Genomic DNA, 16040 nt, shown 5'->3' on the forward strand with positions numbered 1-16040 from the left:
TACCACTGGGTCCTGGAAGACAAACATGAAACGGACAAAAACGATTAATCACGCGTCGTTCCGCAAAAGCTGGAACGCACGCCATCTCACCCCTGTCGCATTTGCGATCACCGCTGTGTTTATGCTGGCGGGTTGTGAGCAGAGCGACGAAACGGTTTCGATGTACCAAAACGCGGACGACTGTTCGGCTGCCACCGGTAAAGCCGCAGAGTGTACGACTGCCTATAACAGCGCCCTGAAAGAAGCAGAACGTACCGCGCCAAAATATGCATCACGCGAAGACTGCGTAGCGGAGTTCGGTGAAGGCCAGTGCCAGCAGGCTCCTGCTCAGGCGGGCATGGCGCCAGAAAATCAGGCGCAGGCACAGTCCAGCGGCAGCTTCTGGATGCCGTTAATGGCGGGTTATATGATGGGTCGTCTGATGAGCGGCGGCGCGGGCTACCAGCAGCAGCCGCTCTTTAGCTCGAAAAACCCTAACAGCCCTGCTTACGGTAAATACACCGACGCCAGCGGTAAAAGCTACGGCGCAGCAACGCCTGGCCGTACAACGACCGTGCCGAAAACCGCGATGGCGCCGAAGCCAGCAACCACCAGCACCATCACCCGCGGTGGGTTCGGTGAATCTGTGGCGAAACAGACCAGCATGCAGCGTAGTGCAACAGGCACTTCTACTCGCTCAATGGGCGGCTGATCATGGAACGAGTCAGTATCACCGAGCGCCCGGACTGGCGCGAAAAAGCCACTGAATACGGTTTTAACTTTCACACCATGTACGGCGAGCCGTACTGGTGTGAAGATGCTTACTACAAACTCACGCTCGACCAGGTGGAAAAACTGGAAGAGGTGACGGCCCAGCTGCACCAGATGTGCCTGAAGGTTGTGGATAAAGTCATCGACAGCGACGAGCTGATGACTAAGTTCCGTATTCCGAAGCACACCTGGAGTTTCGTCCGTCAGTCGTGGAAAACGAATCAGCCATCGCTTTACTCTCGCCTCGATCTGGCGTGGGACGGCGTGGGTGAGCCGAAGCTTTTAGAAAATAACGCGGATACGCCAACCTCGCTTTACGAAGCGGCATTCTTCCAGTGGATTTGGCTGGAAGATCAGATGAACGCCGGAAACCTGCCGGAAGATAGCGATCAGTTCAACAGCCTGCAGGAAAAGCTGATTGAGCGTTTTGCCGAACTGCGCGAGCAGTTTGGCTTCAACCTGCTGCATCTTGCCTGCTGTCGCGACACGGAAGAAGATCGCGGTACGGTTCAGTATCTGCAGGACTGTGCTGCCGAAGCAGACGTGGCGACTGAATTCCTCTATATCGAAGATATCGGTCTGGGTGAAAAAGGTCAGTTTACGGACATGCAGGATCAGGTGATCAGCAACCTGTTCAAGCTCTATCCGTGGGAATACATGCTGCGCGAGATGTTCTCCACTAAGCTGGAAGACGCGGGCGTGCGCTGGCTGGAACCGGCGTGGAAGAGCATTATCTCCAACAAAGCCCTGCTGCCGATGCTGTGGGAGATGTTCCCGAACCACCCGAACCTGCTGCCTGCATACTTTGCCGAAGATGATTTCCCGCCGATGGAGAAATACGTCGTTAAGCCGATCTTCTCCCGCGAAGGCGCGAACGTCTCCATTATCGAAAACGGTAAAACGCTGGAAGCGGTTGAAGGGCCGTACGGTGAAGAAGGGATGATCGTCCAGCAGTTTTATCAACTGCCCAAGTTTGGCGACAGCTATACCCTGATTGGCAGCTGGCTCATCAACGATCAACCAGCCGGGATTGGCATTCGCGAAGATCGCGCGCTGATCACGCAGGATCTGTCACGGTTCTATCCGCATATTTTTGTTGAATAAGGCTGCGGCCTGATGCCCTCTCCCCGTGGGAGAGGGTGCAAACACTAAAAACGGCAAACTGATGTTGCCGTTTTGCTTTTATTACCCTACCTGCACCGACAGCATACTCAGACTCCCCATCTCAATACCGTCGATCGGGATCGTAACCGGCTCCTGACCGTCCCATGCGCCTAAAACATACAGCAGCGGCAGGAAGTGCTCCGGCGTCGGGTTAGAGAGCGAACCGCCTTCGTGATCAAGATAATTCACCAGCGGATGTTCCTCGCCCGGCCCCTGCCAGGTCAGATTGGCTTTCACATAATCGTTGAAAGAGGTCGCCCACGGATATGGCGTATTCTCACCGTGCCAGCGCGCCGTACGCAGGTTATGAACCACGTTGCCGCTTGCCACCAGCATGACGCCTTCATCACGCAGGGTCGCCAGCTTACGCCCCATTTCCAGGTGCCAGGAAGCCGGTTTGGTGCTGTCGATGCTCAACTGCACCATCGGAATGTCTGCATCCGGGTACATCTTAATCAGCACACCCCACGAGCCATGGTCAAAGCCCCAGGCTTCTTTGTCCAGCGCAACCGGGACAGGTGCGAGGAGCTCTACCAGCCGCTGTGCCAGCGCAGGCGAGCCGGGAGCCGGATAATGCGTGTCATACAGCGCCTGCGGGAAACCGCCGAAATCATGAATAGTCTTAGGCGCTTCCATGGCCGTCACGCCAGTGCCACGGGTAAACCAGTGCGCGGACACCACCACAATCGCCTTCGGTCGCGGCAACGTCTCGCCCAGATGACGCCAGGCGCGGGTATAGACGTTATCTTCCAGAACGTTCATTGGGCTGCCATGGCCTAAAAACAGTGCTGGCATACGAGAAGAAGACATGGTGATATCCTTAGAGAAGGTGTCAATTTGATGGTTCTACATTACGCGCATTCAGGTGAAGATGAACGCAGATAACCGTGAAGATCATCATCAGGAAATTTGAATGTCAGATACTGCTTAAGGAGAGTGCATGTCAGTACCCTTGATTTTGACCATATTTGCGGGTGCCGCGACCTTTATCGGTGCGTTCCTCGGCGTGCTCGGACAAAAGCCTTCCAATCGCCTTCTGGCTTTCTCGCTGGGTTTCGCCGCCGGTATTATGCTGCTTATTTCACTGATGGAGATGCTGCCCGCAGCGCTTCATGCAGAGGGAATGTCTCCGGTACTCGGCTACGGCATGTTCATCGTCGGCCTGCTGGGCTATTTTGGGCTCGACCGTATGCTGCCCCACGCACACCCTCAGGATTTAATGCACAAAAGCGTTACCCCGATCCTGGGCAACATCAAGCGCACGGCGATCCTGCTGACGCTGGGCATCAGCCTGCACAACTTCCCGGAAGGTGTCGCCACGTATGTCACGGCCAGCAGCAATCTGGAGATGGGCTTTGGCGTGGCGCTGGCGGTAGCCTTACACAATATTCCTGAAGGACTGGCGGTTGCCGGGCCGGTTTATGCGGCCACTGGCTCGAAACGCACCGCCGTGTTCTGGGCGGGTATTTCCGGGATGGCCGAAATTCTTGGCGGCCTGCTGGCGTGGCTGATCCTCGGAAGCCTCGTTTCCCCTGTCGTTATGGCGGCGATTATGGCTGCCGTCGCCGGGACCATGGTTGCGCTCTCCGTCGATGAGCTAATGCCGCTGGCGAAAGAGATCGATCCGAATAACAATCCCAGCTATGGCGTACTGTGCGGCATGTCGGTGATGGTGTTAAGCCTGGTACTGTTACAATCTGTGGGTATTGGGTAATGTTACCCTGCCTCCGTTTAATACGGAGGCAGGGTAACAAAACTAAAAGAAGCATATAATTATTTATCTTTATACCAACACATAATTTACTATTTACAGCAACCTTTTTAATGACCATTATTCCATAATAAAAACTGATATAACCCTCTCAGACAACCCCCTAAATTATGAGAATTAGCCCGCACTTACAATCAACATGCGTTATATATTAAAACAATCTTAAAATAGCTTTAAGTTAGAGTAATCGCATTATCTCTTCTTCCTCCCGTATACTTGGTTCGCATCCTGAAATTAATATTCAGAGTATGAATTCATTTGAAAAAGGATATTTTCATGTATATGGGTAAAAAAGTACTGTTAGCGGTTGCTATGGCTGCCATTGTATCGGGTTCTGCTTTTGCTGAAGACCAGGGGTCAGGCAAAATCAAATTTAAAGGCGTTGTTATTGATGCGCCATGCAGCATCGCACCTGACAGCGTTGACAAAGAAGTTGACCTGGGTGAAGTGACCACTGCCGTAATCAATGCCAACAAAAAGTCTACCGCGGTTCCGGTTGATATCAACCTGGAAAACTGCCAGCTTGACGATCCGGCGGATGAGACCGACACACCAATTACCAAAGTTGATGTTACCTTCACCAGCGCAGCAACAGACGCGACTGACACCAGTCTCATGACCAACACCTATGCCAGCGGCGCACAGAACGTGGGTGTTCGTTTGCTGGATAACGCTGAATCCAACATTACGCTGGGCGAGCCTAATGAAGTCGATCTTCTGGCTGGCTCCACCACCCAGACACTGCACTTTAAAGCGTTAATGGAAGTTCCTGCCGGTAAAACCGCCACTGCCGGCCAGGTTGAAGCCACCGCTAACTATGTTCTGATGTACAAATAAGAGCACGCAGCAAAATAGACCGACTGACTTAAGGCGTCAGTCGGTCCGTTATATTACTTTGAGTAACAGGATGATGACATATAAATTACTATCAGTACTCATCATTGCATCCCTGTTAATGACGAAAATCACCTCCGCCACTGAGTTTAATATCAACGCCATTGATAAAGACCAGCGAGGAAGCGTCGATCTCTCCCTCTTTAAAGATGAAACTTCCGTCATCCCCGGAAACTATTTCGTTACCGTTTCAATAAACGACGCACCTTTGGCTAACGGCTGGCAGCTTAACTGGAAAGAGATTAATAATTCCGTACAGGTATGTATTCCTCCTGAGCTGGCTGATACCTTTGCGTTAAAAGAGAATATTCGTGATGCCTTGCCGGAAAAGGACGGGTGCATTGATTTCGCCTCCAGGCCCGATATTACCTTTAAATTTGAGCAAGCCACCCAAACGCTAAAAGTGACCATCCCACAGGCATGGCTACAGTACCGCGCCGCAGACTGGATGCCGCCTTCCACCTGGGACAACGGCGTCCCAGGCGTATTGCTGGATTACAACCTGTTCGCCAGCCATTACCAGCCCGATAATGGCTCATCCTCAGATAACGCCAACACCTACGGGACCGCAGGTGCCAATATGGGCGCGTGGCGGTTGCGCAGCGATTATCAGTACACGCAAACGCATACCGATGCCGGTTCTGAACATGACGGGCGCTTTTCGCGTGTTTACATGTTCCGCCCCCTGCCTTCGCTCGGCGCGAAATTGACCCTGGGCGAAACCGATTTTCAGTCCGCCATTTTTGATGCTTTCACCTATACCGGCGCCTCCCTGATTAGCGATGAACGCATGCTGCCATGGTCCCTGCGTGGCTACGCGCCGCAAATTACCGGGATCGCGCAAACCAACGCCACGGTAACGGTCAGCCTTGCCGATCGTGTGATTTATCAAAGCAAAGTTCCGCCAGGACCGTTTGTTATTCAGGATCTTAACCAGTCGGTACAGGGCACGCTGGACGTCAAAGTGACGGAAGAAGACGGGCGCGTCAGCACTTTCCAGGTCTCGGCGGAATCCGTGCCGTTTTTAACACGCAAAGGTCAGGTTCGCTATAAGCTGGCAGGCGGGAAAGCACGCAAAGATGCCTCCCATGACGTTGAAGATAATGCGTTTATGAGCGGCGAATTCTCCTGGGGGATGCTGTCTCAGACGTCCCTTTATGGCGGTACGCTCGCCGATGGCGATCATTACCGCTCCATCGCCGCCGGGATCGGGCAAAACATGGAGTACCTGGGTGCCCTCTCATTTGACGTGACTCAGGCAACCAGCCAGTTGCCTTATCAGACCAGCCAAACCGGTTACAGCTACCGTTTTAACTACAGTAAGCGTTTCGATACCACCGGCAGCCAGCTTACGCTCGCCAGCTATCGCTACTCAGACCCGCAGTTCCTGAGCTATGCCCGTTTTCTGGATGATGACAACGGCGACCGCCAGTCTGAGAAGCAAACGCTCAGCGTGACGGCCAGCCAGTACATTTCTGCGTTATCGCTCAACCTCTATGTAAACATGCTGCGCCAGACCTGGTGGGACGATTCGCCCTCCACGACGGGCAGCGTGACCGCAGGCTATAACTTTGACATAGGGCGCTGGAAAAACCTGGGCGTCACCGTGTCATGGAGTAAAACGCACTATGAAGACGAAGACGACGATACACAGTTCTACCTCTCGCTGAGCGTCCCGCTCGATCCCGATCATCGTCTGAATTATGACCTGCGCAACAGCGACAGCCTGAGCCAGAACGTCTCGTGGTATGACACATCAGATCGCAATAATACCTGGGGCGTTTCAGCAGGCACCGAGAGCGAGAAGTCAGATGCAGGCGCGCAGGTAAGCGGCAACTATCAGCATTATTCCCCTTATGGCGATCTGAATCTTTCCGGGAGTTATAAGGCTCATGAATACAACTCCCTGAGCGCCAGCTGGAATGGATCCTTTACCTCAACGGCCAGAGGCGCTGCGCTGCACCGTCGCAGTTACGGTAACGAGCCGCGCGTGATGGTCAGTACCGACGGCGTGGGTAACATTCCGCTGAACATGTCGCGGGATGAAACCAACCGGTTCGGCATTGGCGTTTTACCGTCTATTTCCAGCTATTCGCCCTCCAGCGTGCAGGTCAATATGAATAATCTGCCCGATGGCGTGGACGTAGACACCCGCGTGGTGACCTCAACCTGGACAGAAGGCGCCATCGGATACCGTCAGATTGCCACTCGTGCAGGAAACGATGTCACGGGCATCTTACGCACGCCGTCCGGCACACCGCCGCTGGGTGCGACGGTTCATCTGCTGGAAAATGACCGACAGATTGGGATGGTTGCCGATGATGGCCACGTCTGGCTGGGCGCCGTAGAGCCAGAACAACAGTTCCGCGTAACGTGGGGGGACAATCAACAGTGTCGCTTCGCGTTACCTTCACACCTTGAAAACAGTATGCAGTTGATACTGCCATGTCAGTAAGAAACCATGATGAAACTCACCCCACTCAAAAGCCTGTGCCTGATGCTGCTCAGCACCGCATTTGCCAGCCACGCAGCCGTTAACCTGGACCGCACGCGCATTGTTTTTCCGGAAAGCGATAAGGCCAGCAGCCTGAAGATTGAAAATCAGAGCAAAGCGCTGCCCTATCTGGCGCTCTCCTGGATTGAAGATGAAAAAGGTCGTAAGGAGGATACGCACTTCATGGCGCTTCCTCCGATTCAGCGCATCGAAGCGGGCTCCGCGTCGCAGGTCAGGATCGTTAAGCAGGCCGCCACCAGCCAGCTGCCGAAGGACAGGGAATCCCTGTTTTACTTCAACCTGCGCGAAGTACCGCCGAAAAGCACCAGCGCCAGCGATGAGCGCAGCGTCATGCAGGTGGCGATGCAGAGCAGGATCAAACTGTTCTGGCGTCCTAAAGCCATCACCAAAAAGTCAGGCGAGCAGGCGGAAATGCGTATGGAAATTTCGGCCAATGCGAAAGGGCTGACCGTGCATAATCCGACGCCGTATTACATCACTCTGGCGTGGCTCAGCAAGAATGCGAAAACCATGCTGCCGGGCTTTGACAGCCTGATGATTGCCCCCTTCGCGACGGCGACGACCTCCACGGGTGGCTACCACGGTAATTATTACAGCATCGGCTATATCGACGACTACGGTGCCCTGAAAAAAGTCGACGTGCAGTGCGCAGGAACGGCGAAGTGTACGCTCAGCGAACGGAAGATCGAAAAAGATGCGAAAGCTCGCTAACCTGCTGTTTATGCTGCTGCTCTCTGTGCTGCCGTTAAAAGAGGCGCTGGCGCTCGACTGCTATCTGGGTGGCTCCGGCGGTCCCGTTGAAGAGGCCAAAACGATCTCGCCGTTTGCTATTCCCAGCAATGCGCAGGTGGGTGAAAAAATCTGGGAGTCGGATGACATCAAAATCCCGGTGACTTGCGACCACAATGTCACAAGCAGCTTTGAACCTGAGGATATTTTTGGCTGGGTGAATCCTTATCCTTCAACCACCGATCCCTATTATGAACTTGGTGTAACCTATGAAGGGATAGACTACGATGCAACAGGCCAGCCCAACGGCGTCGATACCCGACAGTGTCTGGACAATCAAAACATCACAATTTATACCCCTGACCAGATCCGACAAATGGGATGGGAAAATCGAATCTGTTCCGGTAACCCGGATGATATCCATACCTCGCGCACTTTTGTTGCTCGCTTGCGCTTATACGTTAAAATCAAAACGATACCGCCCCACGGCTACGTCAGCTCGCTGAGTGATTACATCGTTGTCCAGTTTGACGGTAAGGGCGGCGTTAACCAGATGGCGGATGCGAAAAACCTCAAATATCACATCAACGGTCTGCAAAACATCACCGTGCTGGACTGTGGGGCGACCTTCAGTATTTTCCCGGAAAACCAGGAGATTGATTTTGGCACCTTCAGCGCGCGCGATATGGTGAATCAACAGACACGTACACGGATCTTTTCGGTGAAAACGACCAAGGTGCAGGACGCGCAGTGCTCAGATGGATTCAAAATGGACTCGTCGTTCTATACCACTGAATCCCTCACCGCTGATGACACGGCATTACTCATTGGAAATGGCCTGAAGTTGCGAATACTGAATGGCACTCAGCCTTATACCTTCAACCATTATGAAGAATATGCCGATTTTACGGGCAGCACCCTGCAATACGAGCAAACGTACACAGCAGAGCTGTCGCCGGTCGAAGGAAAAGCGATCCAGTCCGGCCCGTTCGAAACGGTGGTGCTGTTCAAAATTAACTATCACTAAAGACAAAAAAGCCGGGTTTCCCCGGCTTTTTTCACATCAGCCCTTTCAGCTGGCTTTGCGCTCGTGCGCCTGGCGATACTCCACCAGATCTTCAATTGTCACTACCGGCATGTTGTGCAGACGCGCAAAGGTGATGCACTCTGGCGCACGCGCCATGGTGCCATCATCATTGGTCAGCTCGCACAGTACGCCTGCAGGCTTGAAGCCAGCCAGCGTGACCAGATCGATAGTCGCTTCGGTATGACCACCGCGGGTCAGCACGCCGCCAGGCTGCGCGCGCAGCGGGAAAACGTGGCCAGGACGGTGCAGGTCGGAGGGTTTAGCACCGTCGGCAATCGCTGCACGTACGGTGGTCAAACGGTCAGCCGCCGACACGCCGGTAGTTACGCCATGCGCCGCTTCAATGGTTACGGTAAAACCGGTCCCGAAGGCGCTGGTATTGTTCTCAACCATCATCGGCAGTTCAAGCTGCTGGCGACGGTCTTCGGTGATACACAGGCATACGATGCCGCTACCGTGACGGATGGTCAGCGCCATCTGCTCAACGGTCATGTTTTCGGCGGCAAAAATCATGTCGCCTTCGTTTTCACGGTTTTCATCGTCAAGCACCATCACACCGCGGCCTTCCCGCAGTGCATCCAGTGCGTGTTCAACACGTTGAATTGAAGTGCCAAAAGAGGAAAGTAGCGTCTGATTCATGGTAAAAAAACCTCATTAACATTATGGTTACCAGAATCAGGGCAGTCTTAGGAGCGCCGTACAAGCGGCAAAAAAATAACGTGAGCGGGCCATGCCCGACTGGATCGTTACTCTCTCCCATCCGGACTTTAACCGTCGGCCCCGGAATTACACCGGATCTGCTGACCTTTGAGAATTCACCCAAAGCGCTCGCGGGCTTTCAGCGTTAAGCTGATTTACCGCCGGTGGGGAATTTCGCCCCGCCCTGAGAATAAGCGAGATAACTATAACGCTATTGATTACCCTGGGCAATGCATAAGCTTCAAACAATTTTGTTTAACCCGCGGCATGACGCGCTACAATAGGCACTAACACCTTTTCATCAAGGGAAACGACAATGATTGACCCAAAGAAAATTGAGCAGATCGCGCGTCAGGTTCATGAGTCCATGCCGAAAGGCATTCGTGAATTTGGTGATGACGTAGAGAAGAAAATCCGCCAGACGCTGCAGGCGCAGTTGGTTCGCCTTGATTTAGTCAGCCGCGAAGAGTTTGACGTGCAGACCCAGGTTCTGCTGCGCACCCGCGAGAAGCTGGCGCTGCTGGAACAGCGTCTGAGCGAGCTGGAAAACCGTAATGCGCCGGAAGAAGTGAAGCCGGCTCCGGCTATTCCACCGGTGGATGACCAGGCATAACTGCGGCCTGATGCCCTCATCCCAGCCCTCTCCCTTTGGGAGAGGGAGAAAAACGAACGGGCCAACTGGCCCGTTTTTTTTACTGACTGTCTTTCTGGATCTTCTTGATGATGTTGGTGGTTGAACACCCGTCCTCAAAGTTGAGCACCATCACTTCACCGCCGTTGGCCCAGACCTCTTCGCTACCTGCGATTTGCTCCGGCTTGTAATCCCCACCTTTTACCAGCAGGTCAGGCAGAATGCCGGCAATCAGGCGCTGCGGGGTATCTTCTTCAAACGACACCACCCAGTCCACCGCTTCCAGCGCGCCGAGCACGATCATGCGCTGCTCCAGCGGGTTCACCGGACGCGTTTCTCCCTTCAGGCGTTTGGTCGACGCATCGCTGTTGACCGCCACAATCAGACGATCGCCCAGCTTGCGCGCGTTCGCCAGGTACGAAACGTGGCCCGCATGTAGAATGTCAAACACACCGTTGGTCATCACCACTTTTTCGCCACGCTTGCGCGCGGCGGCAACGGCCACCTTCAGCTCGTCTTCGGTCATCACACCAAAACCGGTATCGGCGCGACCGCGCACCGCGTTTTCCAGCTCGATTGGCGAAACGGTTGAAGTACCCAGTTTACCGACGACCACACCCGCCGCGGCGTTAGCAAAGTAGCACGCTTCTTCCAGCGAGTTCCCCGCCGCCAGCGTCGCCGCCAGCACGCCAATCACCGTATCACCGGCACCGGTCACGTCGTACACTTCCTGCGCCTGGGTTGGCATATGCAGCGGCGCTTTGCCCGGCTGCAGCAGCGTCATCCCCTGCTCGGAGCGAGTTACCAGCAGCGCGGACAGCTCGAAATCAGCGATGATTTTCATGCCGCGCTCAACCAGCTCTTCCTCGGTTTTGCACTTGCCCGCCACCGCTTCAAACTCAGAGAGGTTTGGCGTCAGCAGCGTCGCGCCGCGATAGCGCTCGAAATCGGTGCCTTTCGGGTCGATGAGCACCGGCACGCTGGCTTTACGCGCCAGCTGGATCATCGTCTGCACGCTCGCCAGCGCGCCTTTGGCGTAATCAGACAGCACCAGCGCGCCGATATTGTCCAGCGCCTGGTTGATGCGCTCGTGCAGCGGCTCAGGATCAACGCCTTCGAACCCTTCTTCAAAGTCGAGGCGGATCAGCTGCTGGTTTCGCGACAGCACGCGCAGCTTGGTGATGGTCGGGTGCGAGGGAACAGAAACGAAGTCGCACTTCACGTTCACGTCCGCCAGCGACTGGCTCAGCGCACGCGCCGCATCGTCAATGCCGGTCAGGCCCACCAGACGCGAATGCGCGCCCAGCGAGGCTATGTTCATCGCCACGTTTGCCGCGCCGCCAGGACGCTCTTCAATGGTATCGACCTTAACCACCGGCACCGGTGCTTCCGGAGAGATACGGCTGGTCGGCCCATACCAGTAGCGATCCAGCATCACATCCCCGACAACCATAACTCCAGCACGTTCAAACTCTGGCAGTGTTACTTTCATTCCTGACTCCAGAAAGATTCACAATTTGCGCGCGATAATATCACACTTGATTTGTTACGCACGGTTCCACCAGCCACTTCTGCCAGCTGGCCTTTACCTGGGCACGTTCATGAGCAAAACAGTCCAGCGCCACGTGCCCCGGCTGTTCCTGCAGCGCCAGGTGGTGAAGCTCATCGCGCAGCGTCGTGTAGGCGCGGGTTAAGGCCTGCGCCTCCTGCTCATCCATAATGTCGTTCTGCGCCAGCAGTTCCAGAATGCGCACGTTATCGGACCAGCGCGTCAGCTTCGGTTTATCGTGAGCGTGCAGGAGCACCAGATACTGAGTGATAAATTCTATATCGGTAATTCCGCCCTCATCAGCTTTGATATCAAAGCGATCGCGATGCTTATTGCCGAGATGGGCGCGCATTTTTTCCCGCATTTCCCGCACTTCCGTCTGCAGCGTGCTGCCTTCGCGCGGGGTGGTCATAACCTCCCTGCGGATCGCATCGAACTGCGCGTGCAACTGCGGATCGCCGTACACCACGCGGGCGCGCACCAGCGCCTGATGCTCCCACGTCCAGGCTTCGTTCTTCTGGTAATCGGCAAAAGATTCCGTCGAGGTAACCAGCATGCCCGCCGCGCCGGACGGGCGCAGCCGCGCATCCACTTCGTACAGAATGCCTGACGAAGTGCGGGTGCTGAACAGGTGCATAATGCGCTGGGCCAGGCGGAGGTAGAACTGACGCCCGTCGATTTCACGCTCGCCGTCGGTTATCACGTCGGCCGGGCAGTCGTGCAGGAAGATCAGATCCAGATCGGAGCTGTAGCCCAGCTCCCAGCCGCCCAGCTTGCCGTAACCCACCACCGCAAAACCACGGCCTTCACGGTCGGCAAGATGTTTTGGCTGGCCGTAGCGGGCCACCATCTGCACCCACGCCTGATGGACAACCGCGTCGATAATCGCCTCCGCCAGCCAGGTTAAGTGATCGCTCACTTTCATCACCGGCAGCGTGCCGGCAATATCCGCCGCCGCCACGCGCAGCATCTGCGCCTGCTTAAACTGGCGCAGCGCTTCAAGCTGCTGCTCTTCATCTTCTTCCGGCACGCGCAGCAGGTACTGACGCAGTTCGTCACGATAGGCATCCGTCGCCGTTGGCTGGTAGAGCGTGTTCGGGTCGAGCAGTTCATCCAGCAGCAGCGGGTAGCGCGCCAGCTTGTTGGCCACCATTGGCGACGCGGCGCAGAGGGTAATCAGGTGCTTCAGTGCCCCCGGAAACTCACTCAGCAGTTCAAGGTAGGTGGTACGCGTGATAATCCCGCTCAGGAGCGGCATCATGCGCGACAGCGGCACCGGCGCGTCTTCGCGCGAGCACACCTCGCTGAGCAGATGCGGCATCAGGTGATCCAGCACCTGACGACCGCGCGGGCCAATGGCGCGTTTGTTCAGCTCAAGGCGGAAATCGGCAATCAACGCCACCACACGATGGCGGGCATCGTCGCTTAAGTGCGTCAGCACCGGCGTGGTGTCATCTTCCTGAAGCGCATCCTGCCACAGCTCGCGCCAGTGTTCGGAAAGCGCATCGTCCGGCGATTCACTTTCGTCGTCGCCAATCAGATCGTTGAAGATGCGGCGCACGCCCGCCATGTGAACGTCCAGCTTTTCGGTCAACGCCGCCCAGTCGTCCACGCGCATCCCCCAGGCCAGGCGCGCTCGGTTTAACTCGTCACCCGGCAAGGTCTGGGTCTGTTCGTCGTTAATGCTTTGCAGCAAATTCTCCAGACGGCGCAGGAAAAGATAGGCCTCGCGCAGCGTTTGCGCGTCACCATCCGGCAGCAGGTGAAGCTGCTCAATGGCGGACAGCGTCGGCAGCAATGAACGAGACTGCAGCGACGGCTCGCGCCCGCCGCGAATAAGCTGGAAGACCTGGACGATAAATTCGATTTCGCGGATGCCGCCCGCGCCAAGCTTGATGTTGTCCTTCAGACCGCGACGGCGCACCTCGCGGGCAATCATTCCTTTCATATTGCGCAGGGACTGGATCACGCTGAAGTCAATGTAGCGGCGGAACACGAACGGGCGCAGCATGGCGCGCAGCTCGTTAGCCCAGGTATCGTCGCCGTCCCCCATGATCCGCGCTTTGACCATCGCGTAGCGTTCCCAGTCGCGCCCCTGTTCCTGGTAATAGTCTTCCAGCGCGGCGAAGCTCAGCACCAGCGGACCGCTGTCGCCAAACGGGCGCAGACGCATGTCGACGCGGTAAACAAAGCCGTCCTGCGTCGGCTGGTCCAGCGCCTTAATCAGACGCTGGCCGAGGCGGGTAAAGAACTGAGCGTTATCCAGCTCGCGACGACCGCCGCGCGTGGAGCCGTTCTCTGGCCAGGCAAAGATCAGGTCGATATCGGAGGAGAAGTTCAGCTCACAGCCGCCCAGCTTGCCCATCCCCATAATCAACAGTGGCTGCGGAACCCCTTCGTCGCTGCACGGCGTGCCCCACTCTTTACAGCAGGCGTCGTAGAGCCAGTCCCGCGCGGCGACAATCAGCGTCTGCGCCAGCTCGCTCAGCTGCTGCAAGGTGCTCTCTTCGCTCACCAGCTCCAGCGCCTGCGCCCAGGCAATGCGCACCATCACCCGGCGACGGAACTGACGCAGGACGCGCATCAGCGTGGCTTCATCCGCCACCTCTGCCAGCGCGGTTTGCAGCCAGCCAGCATAATGTCGCCACTCGTCAGCCTGCGGCGGCGCGCTTTCCAGCTCCGCCAGCCAGTCCGGGTTGGCGCTGACGCTCTCCTGCACAAAATCACTGAACGTGAGCACGCTTTTCGCCTGCTCGCTTAACGATGACGCGGGTAACGACTCGGGCAGACGTTCGCAAACGGTCTGCCAGTGCTGCTGTAACTGCGAAGAAAGCGGCATATCAGGGGTTCCTTGCCAGAATTAACGTTTTCCGCTGTGCAGCCAGTACGGATCCTGCGAAATGGCTTCGTTGCGGAAATGCTCGATCTCAATCTGCTGACGGGTCTCAATGGCATGCTTAAGTCCCTGCCAGTTCTCCAGCCAGGCCTGCGCCTTCACGCCCTCATACGCACCGGACAGCAGCAACATGCTGTCGATATTACGTGCCAGACGAGGAAGCTGGTCGCCATACTGGTCGCCCAGCGGATGCGCGAAGGTAGTTCTCAGCTCGGCAGCGTGGCGGGAAAGATGGATATCCGCGAAGCGTTTGAAGTTGTCCGCAATTTTGGTCTGCGCTTTTGCATCCAGGAAGCTGCGCCAGCCGCGCGTCACCAGAAACTCGGTCAGCGCCAGTTTTGCCGCGGCATTTTGCGGGCTGTAAAGCGCAGTTTGCGCCGACACGTCGGAAAGCAGCAGCGTTTCGGTCTGGGTCAGCAGATCGCGTAAGTGAGCGCTAGCTTTACGTGGAACGATACCGCCAAACAGCGTCAGGGTATGACGCACCAGCCCGATGGCGGCCAGCACCTGTTTTTTGCCATTTTTGACGTTACGCGCCCACAGCTCTTCATGGTACTGCCATTGGGAGAGCGCCAGCTCCAGCGCTGCTTCCATGCCCTGCTCAATGCTGGCTTTCGGGACGACGCGCAGAATAGGGGTCTCTCTCAGCACGCGTGGCGCATTTCCGGCAGCCAGGTGATAGCCGCGCGCCGCTTTGCTCAGGCTGCCCTGACGTAAACCCGGCTGGCTCACCAGCTTACGCGCCAGCTTCAGCACGTCGCTCGCATCACCTTCCAGCAGCTCCAGTTCCAGCTCACAGATCGGTTCCTGGAACTCACCCGCCTTCACCTCGCCTAAATCCAGCGCGATTTCAATGCGGCTCTTGCCTTCCGTCACCAGCCATTTCTCACGAGCGAAATCGGTGCTGAACAGCGGCTGTACCTGCCCTGCCAGCGTGGCGGGCAGTTCGCCTTCCGGCCAGACTTCCGCCGGGAAACGTTCCAGCTCAAGTTCTGGCTTACTGATGTCGATATTGTATTCCGGGCGCTGATGCAAACCGCCGACCACGCGGCCAGCGATTTTCATCGTCATCTCGTAGCGCCCGTTCGCGCCGCGGATGCGCAGCCCCATATCGTGGTTGCGCAGCCAGTTGTCCGGCGTTTCGTAGTAGATGTTGAGCAACTGTACGGGTTCATGGTGCTCGCCGGAGAGGGTATTCAGATGCTGACGGAGCGCGTCAACGCTGTCTTTTTCGACGATAAATTTTAATTCGATTTCCTGAGCCATAGCCTTGTACTTTTGCGGGCGTCACAGACGCGTCAATGAGGGCGAACTTCCTCGCCATTTGTTTGTCAGTACATAGTATTTTGCGCCAA

At 56.0% G+C, this 16040-nt stretch carries 13 protein-coding genes and 1 riboswitch; of the genes, 8 read left to right on the forward strand and 5 right to left on the reverse strand.

What is annotated here, in order from left to right; all coding sequences use genetic code 11:
* Positions 1-25: 25 nt before the first annotated feature.
* Positions 26-691, forward strand: coding sequence for a DUF1190 family protein (locus MX657_RS19020; protein WP_080328226.1), 666 nt, complete (start codon positions 26-28; stop codon positions 689-691).
* 2 nt (positions 692-693) lie between these two features.
* On the forward strand, positions 694-1854 hold the full coding sequence (locus MX657_RS19025) for a glutathionylspermidine synthase family protein (protein ID WP_346806437.1): 1161 nt from the start codon (positions 694-696) through the stop codon (positions 1852-1854).
* An 81-nt stretch (positions 1855-1935) separates the two neighbouring features.
* On the opposite strand, the gene ygiD is transcribed toward MX657_RS19025, so the two are convergent.
* Complete coding sequence (ygiD, locus tag MX657_RS19030) at positions 1936-2724, reverse strand: 4,5-DOPA dioxygenase extradiol (protein ID WP_252002283.1); 789 nt, start codon at positions 2722-2724, stop codon at positions 1936-1938.
* 130 nt (positions 2725-2854) lie between these two features.
* Here ygiD and zupT point away from each other — a divergent pair, with 130 nt between their 5' ends.
* From zupT to MX657_RS19055, 5 genes are all read left to right on the forward strand, one after another.
* Positions 2855-3628 carry a zinc transporter ZupT gene (gene zupT, locus MX657_RS19035; RefSeq protein ID WP_346806439.1) on the forward strand — a complete coding sequence of 258 codons (774 nt, stop codon included), beginning with the start codon at positions 2855-2857 and terminating at the stop codon, positions 3626-3628.
* Between the two features lie 333 nt (positions 3629-3961).
* Entirely contained in the window at positions 3962-4522 is a 561-nt protein-coding gene (locus MX657_RS19040; protein WP_080328230.1) for a fimbrial protein, read from the forward strand.
* A gap of 70 nt (positions 4523-4592) precedes the next feature.
* Positions 4593-7034 (forward strand): fimbria/pilus outer membrane usher protein, encoded by a 2442-nt coding sequence (locus MX657_RS19045; RefSeq protein WP_346806441.1) that lies wholly within the window; start codon positions 4593-4595, stop codon positions 7032-7034.
* Between the two features lie 9 nt (positions 7035-7043).
* Positions 7044-7805 (forward strand): fimbrial biogenesis chaperone, encoded by a 762-nt coding sequence (locus MX657_RS19050; protein WP_333017114.1) that lies wholly within the window; start codon positions 7044-7046, stop codon positions 7803-7805.
* The gene (locus MX657_RS19055) at positions 7789-8850 is read left to right on the forward strand and encodes a type 1 fimbrial protein (RefSeq protein WP_346806442.1); all 1062 of its coding nucleotides are present in this window, start codon (positions 7789-7791) and stop codon (positions 8848-8850) included. Before MX657_RS19050 ends, MX657_RS19055 begins: the two co-directional genes overlap by 17 nt.
* Positions 8851-8895: 45 nt before the next feature.
* On the opposite strand, the gene ribB is transcribed toward MX657_RS19055, so the two are convergent.
* Positions 8896-9549: a 3,4-dihydroxy-2-butanone-4-phosphate synthase gene (gene ribB / locus MX657_RS19060; RefSeq protein ID WP_080328233.1), complete on the reverse strand. Its 654-nt coding sequence runs from the start codon at positions 9547-9549 to the stop codon at positions 8896-8898.
* Between the two features lie 105 nt (positions 9550-9654).
* A riboswitch (FMN riboswitch) is annotated at positions 9655-9805 on the reverse strand.
* Between the two features lie 120 nt (positions 9806-9925).
* Between ribB and ubiK the strand changes: the two genes are divergently transcribed.
* Positions 9926-10222, forward strand: coding sequence for a ubiquinone biosynthesis accessory factor UbiK (ubiK, locus tag MX657_RS19065; RefSeq protein WP_045371366.1), 297 nt, complete (start codon positions 9926-9928; stop codon positions 10220-10222).
* Positions 10223-10301: 79 nt separating this feature from the next.
* Here ubiK and hldE read toward each other — a convergent pair whose 3' ends face one another.
* Genes hldE through MX657_RS19080 form a run of 3 tightly spaced genes read right to left on the reverse strand, consistent with a single transcriptional unit; the run spans position 10302 to position 15951 of the window.
* Positions 10302-11732 carry a bifunctional D-glycero-beta-D-manno-heptose-7-phosphate kinase/D-glycero-beta-D-manno-heptose 1-phosphate adenylyltransferase HldE gene (gene hldE, locus MX657_RS19070; RefSeq protein WP_346806444.1) on the reverse strand — a complete coding sequence of 477 codons (1431 nt, stop codon included), beginning with the start codon at positions 11730-11732 and terminating at the stop codon, positions 10302-10304.
* A 40-nt stretch (positions 11733-11772) separates the two neighbouring features.
* Positions 11773-14628 (reverse strand): bifunctional [glutamate--ammonia ligase]-adenylyl-L-tyrosine phosphorylase/[glutamate--ammonia-ligase] adenylyltransferase, encoded by a 2856-nt coding sequence (gene glnE / locus MX657_RS19075; RefSeq protein ID WP_346806446.1) that lies wholly within the window; start codon positions 14626-14628, stop codon positions 11773-11775.
* A gap of 21 nt (positions 14629-14649) precedes the next feature.
* Positions 14650-15951, reverse strand: a complete 1302-nt coding sequence (locus tag MX657_RS19080) for an inorganic triphosphatase (protein WP_346806447.1) — start codon at positions 15949-15951, stop codon at positions 14650-14652.
* Positions 15952-16040: the final 89 nt, after the last annotated feature.

The organism is Enterobacter chuandaensis, from assembly GCF_039718975.1.
In the GTDB taxonomy this organism is placed as follows: domain Bacteria; phylum Pseudomonadota; class Gammaproteobacteria; order Enterobacterales; family Enterobacteriaceae; genus Enterobacter; species Enterobacter chuandaensis.

What these genes read in the sequence shown, in the direction of transcription:
- ubiK (WP_045371366.1), top strand. Translation starts at nt 9,926, where the DNA reads ATGATTGACCCAAAGAAAATTGAGCAGATCGCGCGTCAGGTTCATGAG.
- hldE (WP_346806444.1), bottom strand. Translation starts at nt 11,732, where the DNA reads ATGAAAGTAACACTGCCAGAGTTTGAACGTGCTGGAGTTATGGTTGTC.
- ribB (WP_080328233.1), bottom strand. Translation starts at nt 9,549, where the DNA reads ATGAATCAGACGCTACTTTCCTCTTTTGGCACTTCAATTCAACGTGTT.
- glnE (WP_346806446.1), bottom strand. Translation starts at nt 14,628, where the DNA reads ATGCCGCTTTCTTCGCAGTTACAGCAGCACTGGCAGACCGTTTGCGAA.
- MX657_RS19045 (WP_346806441.1), top strand. Translation starts at nt 4,593, where the DNA reads ATGATGACATATAAATTACTATCAGTACTCATCATTGCATCCCTGTTA.
- MX657_RS19055 (WP_346806442.1), top strand. Translation starts at nt 7,789, where the DNA reads ATGCGAAAGCTCGCTAACCTGCTGTTTATGCTGCTGCTCTCTGTGCTG.
- MX657_RS19080 (WP_346806447.1), bottom strand. Translation starts at nt 15,951, where the DNA reads ATGGCTCAGGAAATCGAATTAAAATTTATCGTCGAAAAAGACAGCGTT.
- MX657_RS19025 (WP_346806437.1), top strand. Translation starts at nt 694, where the DNA reads ATGGAACGAGTCAGTATCACCGAGCGCCCGGACTGGCGCGAAAAAGCC.
- ygiD (WP_252002283.1), bottom strand. Translation starts at nt 2,724, where the DNA reads ATGTCTTCTTCTCGTATGCCAGCACTGTTTTTAGGCCATGGCAGCCCA.
- MX657_RS19050 (WP_333017114.1), top strand. Translation starts at nt 7,044, where the DNA reads ATGAAACTCACCCCACTCAAAAGCCTGTGCCTGATGCTGCTCAGCACC.
- zupT (WP_346806439.1), top strand. Translation starts at nt 2,855, where the DNA reads ATGTCAGTACCCTTGATTTTGACCATATTTGCGGGTGCCGCGACCTTT.
- MX657_RS19020 (WP_080328226.1), top strand. Translation starts at nt 26, where the DNA reads ATGAAACGGACAAAAACGATTAATCACGCGTCGTTCCGCAAAAGCTGG.
- MX657_RS19040 (WP_080328230.1), top strand. Translation starts at nt 3,962, where the DNA reads ATGTATATGGGTAAAAAAGTACTGTTAGCGGTTGCTATGGCTGCCATT.